Genomic DNA, 4,741 nt, shown 5'->3' on the forward strand with positions numbered 1-4,741 from the left:
TAGCATCAGGATTACTCTCAATAAACTTGACCAGTTCGTCCATCGTTCAATTAGTTCTAAAATGCTACATCCATCATTCACAATAGTTTAAGACTCACTTTTCTTCAACTCATCTAGGATTGCTATAGAAATCAAGAAAGGCTGCGGCAAAATCCGAGCAAGTGGATTTTAACTATCCCAATTAATCGTTAAAAAGTGAGATTTTGTCATAACCCGTATGTTCAAATTAATTTACCGAAAAAATAACTAGAAACTATCAGTCCTTCACTCGTTTCCCCAAAGCAGGATTTTTACGGCAATAGTTATAAGCAGAGTTTTAGTTTTCCATAGTTTGCTCTGTGTTAATGTTTTTTCACTGTAGGATTGGCTATAATTCAAAGAGTGTAAGTTAGCAGTTTTAACTTTACCTGCCTGGATAAATCGATACGTACCACTATAAAGATATAGATCGTTTTAAGGACAATGTTTTTGATTTATCTCTAACAATCCCCACGAAATTTAATTCGTTTATCTTTTTAAAATTCCAACTAGGCTTTTATAGTTCTCACAGTTACGCATTCTCCAGCAATATCAGCAAAATATCAGTGTTTTTGGCGATAAAAACCAATCAATTTGGAGAAATTATGAGGGACTTATTGAGCAGTTTTTCGTCATTTTTTTTTGGAGGAAAAAACTTAGCTCCAGAAGATTTGATGCTAATTAGAAATTGTCATCCATAAGTTTTATTTTTTGGATCAATTGATTAAGTGCTTTCTGTGCTGCTTTGTAAAGAAAAGTTTGCGGTTCTAACTTCAATGCAAATAAAATGCGCTCACCTATTGCCCCAAAATCTACCATGAAAGCAAATCCGTCACGTACTAGAATTTGGCGATTGCAGTACCTGCAATCGATTGAGTTAGTACGTAGTGTATGTAAAGACTATTCATTGCCCCGCCATTTTCACGAAGAACTGGAGCTTAACATCAGGCAGGGTGACGGCTGGCAGTTTAACTACCGAGGCTCAATGTATAGCGTTCCATCAAATACCTTAGTGGTGACACAACCCGGAGAAGTACATCAAGCTGATGCTGAGAGCGCTCAAAACTGTACTTTTCGAGGGCTACGGGTAGGTACAGTTTTACTTCAACAAGTTGCAACAGAAGTGGCAGGACGCAAAACAGCGCTGCCATTTTTTCCCATGCCTCTAGTTCATGACCGCGACCTCAATACACAAATCGTTCAAGTTCATCAAGCACTAGAACAATCTATTTCTCAGCTTGAACAACAGACATTGACCCTAGATTTTTTAGCACAATTAATTCTGCGCTGTGCAAAAAATCCACCTTGCCAAGCCAAGTTAGGGGCAGAACGTCAGCCCGCCGAGCGCATTAGAGCCTATCTAGAAGACCATTACGATCGAGAAGTTTCGTTAGAGCAATTAGCACAGATTGCCAAATTGAGTCCCTTTCATCTCAATCGAGCGTTTCGTAGAGCGTTTGGTATGCCGCCCCACGCTTATCAAATTCAAGTGCGAATTTTACAGGCGAAACGGCTGCTTAGAAAAGGGTGGACGATCGAGAAAGTAGCCTTTGAAACTGGATTTGTGAGTCAAAGTCACTTTGGTTCCCACTTCAAGCGGCTTGTTTGTGTCACTCCAAGGCAATACATTCAAGACAGCAAGAACGTGATAGATTTCGATATTTAAATTCATTAGGCTATAAGAAGATTCATTTTAAATTAAGTTCGCAAGCTATAGCGACGAATACTAGAAAAATTGGAATCCTTAAACAATAGATTAGGTTCGCACCAAACTCAAGTTGAAACCGATCGCAAAAGCCCGTTGGAAATCGCTGTCATAACCAATTGAAGTCAAGGATTTATAAATGAGCGGACAAAACAAGCCACAAGCTTTTGAAGTTAATAATGCTGCAGGTCGCGCTTACTGGGGTATGGGTATTCTCTGGATTATGCTGGCAACGGCCGAAGATACTAATGGAGAGTATTCCTGTATAGAGGAGCTATTATCGCACGGTTCCGCAGCACCGCCTCACATCCATGAGGCGGCAGATGAAACTTTTTATATTTTCGAAGGCGAAGCCACCTTTTTTGTAGAAGACCAGCCGATTAAAGCAACCGCCGGGTCGTTTGTGTCAATTCCGCGAGGCACAAAACACGCTTTTCAAATCGATTCGGAAACGGCACGATTACTCAATACCTATGTACCTGCGGGTTTTGAATACACGATTATGGCAACGACCGTACCCGCCCAAACGCGCACATTGCCTCCTGCTTCGCTGCCTTTTCCCGACCGGGAACAATCTAATCAAGCGCTTAAGCAAGTTACTCAGCAGTATCCGGCGGCTAAGACCAATTTTTTAGAAGGTTTTAGAAAATAAATTACCCGACACCAGATTCTCTAAGTTTGGCTTCGGCAAATCGACCGATAGTGGGCAATTGCCTATTAGGTAGCAAGTCTATCTAGCGGCAAAAGATGAATTTTTAAACTTTTACAAGGAAAATCATGACTACAAAATTGACAGTTCTGGTTGCTGGTGCTACTGGAATGTTGGGGGCTAAGATTGTTTCTGCTTTACTCAACAAAGGCAACATTGATGTTCGGGCAATGGTGCGATTCCGCAAAGCGGAGGCTACGCTAACGCTCGACGACAGCAAGGAAGAAAATCGTCAAAAGATCGACGCGATGCAAGCCAAGGGCGCAACGCTAATCGAAGGCGACGTGATGCAGCCGGAAACCCTACTACCAGCCTGTGCAGAGGTCGATGTTGTCGTATCTGCGATCGGTAATAGTGAAGTGACGGTTCCAGGGCAAAAAAACTTGATTGATGCTGCCAAACAGCAGAGCGTAAAGCGGTTCATTCCCTCCGACTACTCTGTGGACTATCGCAAGCTAGACTACGGCGACAATGACAATTTGGATAAGCGCAAAGAAGTATTTGAGTATCTTCAGCAAAGCGGTTTGGAATATACCTTAGTTCTCAACGGAGCATTTATGGAATTCATCACCTATATGCCACTGTTTGACCTGGAACATCAGATTTTTCAATACTGGGGCGATGGCGAAATGCCGCTCGATCTCACGACCACTGATGATACCGCTAAGTATGTAGCAGAAGCGGTGAGCGACCCAGGCTTGGCAAACATGGCATTGGAAGTCGCGGGTGACACACTGACCTCAAAGCAATTGAAAGCCACCTATGAAGGGGCGACTGGTAGTAAATTAACCGAAAAATCTTTGGGTAGTATCGCTGAGATGCAAGCTTGGATTACTGCCAAAAAAGCGTCAGCCAAAACACTCAACGAGTACGTCTTCCACCAATATATGTACGCAATGGTATCGGGTAAGGGCAAACTCGATCGCATTGGCAACGATCGCTATCCTCACATCAAACCCATAACAGTTAAGCAATTTCTCAGCAAAGGAAATTTGTAAGGCAGCATTGCTGCCCATAAGTTTTTTGGCGTTGCTGAAAGTGTGAGGATTTTTCTTCTCTACAACTCTCCTGTCTCACCCACTTTGATACTGCATTACCCATTACCCATTTAGCAACACTTGCAAAGAGTAAGCTGAGACGCACTTAATTTTTAAAGCTGAAAACCTTAGAGCAAGTATTTCAGTCTCCAAAAAGTACAATTTAGATGCACGACAGTTTAGTACAGCATAGAATTATTACAATCAGTTACTTCCAAACCCTCTTGACTTCTGGTAACGGGTCATTCTGGCATATCTCCTTCCAATCAGTGAGTATGTCAGGCATAGCCTTCCCTGGCATTTGGAGATACAGTTGATAGGCAATTTCTGCGGCAAGTTTTCGATACCTGGGGCGATCTGGTAGACGTATTTTGGTTATTGGCTTGGGCAAACTCCGCCTTTACTCTCTTATTGGCTTCCCCACATGAAAAATCAACAACCTACTTTTGTTTTCGACCAAAAAACTGCTTCTGCCTACGATCAGAGGTGGGCTAAGTTGGCTCCAATCCGCGACTCCCTTGATTTGTTGATCCGCGCCATACTATCGGAACTTCCTGCTGATGCCCGGATACTCTGCGTCGGTGTAGGAACCGGATCGGAATTGATTAATCTAGCTCAAGCATTTCCACAATGGCAATTTACAGCGGTAGAACCTGCGATGGCGATGCTTGATGTTTGTCGCCAGCGCGTCGAAGAGTGTGGCATCACGGCACGCTGCACTTTTCACGAAGGTTATCTCGATTCACTACCCGAATCAGACTCCTTTGAGGCGGTTTCTTGCCTTGTGGTTTCTCACTTTATCATGGAGAAAGAGGATCGGCGCAACTTTTTTAATCAAATTGCTTTACGACTTCGCCCCCAAGGATATTTGATCAGTTCCGATATAGCTTATGATATGTCTACTTCAGCCTATCAAAGCCTTCTTGAGGTTTGGCTACGAATGATGAAGTCTGCCGAACTGCCGGAGGAGGACGTTGAAAAGATGCGTGTTGCTTATGGTCGGGATGTAGCTGTGCTGCCACCCCAAGAAGTTGCATCAATTATTGCATCGGCTGGCTTTGATACACCTGTGCTATTTTTTCAGAATCTACTTATTCATGCTTGGTATTCAAGGCGAACATCACCCGATTAAAAGGGGAGCATCTGGTAGTGCGTCAGATTATTGTGGGATAGGTCACGATATCATTCCAAGTCCATGGTCGAGAGGTTAATCCTGCTCGTTGTGCGGCAGTGGACTTGAACCGACTATGCTGCCAAATCCAATTGAAGTAA

At 43.2% G+C, this 4,741-nt stretch carries 4 protein-coding genes and 1 pseudogene; 4 read left to right on the top strand and 1 reads right to left on the bottom strand.

The annotated features are described in order from the left end of the window. The first annotated feature begins 835 nt into the window (after positions 1 to 835). From AC2VE5_RS24080 to AC2VE5_RS24095, 4 genes are all read left to right on the top strand, one after another. A complete protein-coding gene (locus AC2VE5_RS24080) occupies positions 836 to 1,684 on the top strand; it encodes a helix-turn-helix domain-containing protein (RefSeq protein ID WP_486890165.1) in 849 nt (282 codons plus the stop codon). 178 nt (positions 1,685 to 1,862) lie between these two features. Beyond that, the gene (locus AC2VE5_RS24085) at positions 1,863 to 2,375 is read left to right on the top strand and encodes a cupin domain-containing protein (protein WP_486890166.1); all 513 of its coding nucleotides are present in this window, start codon (positions 1,863 to 1,865) and stop codon (positions 2,373 to 2,375) included. Between the two features lie 125 nt (positions 2,376 to 2,500). Continuing rightward, positions 2,501 to 3,430 (top strand): NmrA family NAD(P)-binding protein, encoded by a 930-nt coding sequence (locus AC2VE5_RS24090; protein ID WP_486890167.1) that lies wholly within the window; start codon positions 2,501 to 2,503, stop codon positions 3,428 to 3,430. A gap of 463 nt (positions 3,431 to 3,893) precedes the next feature. Continuing rightward, entirely contained in the window at positions 3,894 to 4,601 is a 708-nt protein-coding gene (locus tag AC2VE5_RS24095; protein WP_486890168.1) for a class I SAM-dependent methyltransferase, read from the top strand. 22 nt (positions 4,602 to 4,623) lie between these two features. Here the strand turns inward: AC2VE5_RS24095 and AC2VE5_RS24100 are convergent. Further along, positions 4,624 to 4,741, bottom strand: a pseudogene (locus AC2VE5_RS24100) (IS1 family transposase); the annotation flags it as partial.

The organism is Aliterella sp. E5.1, from assembly GCF_057473825.1.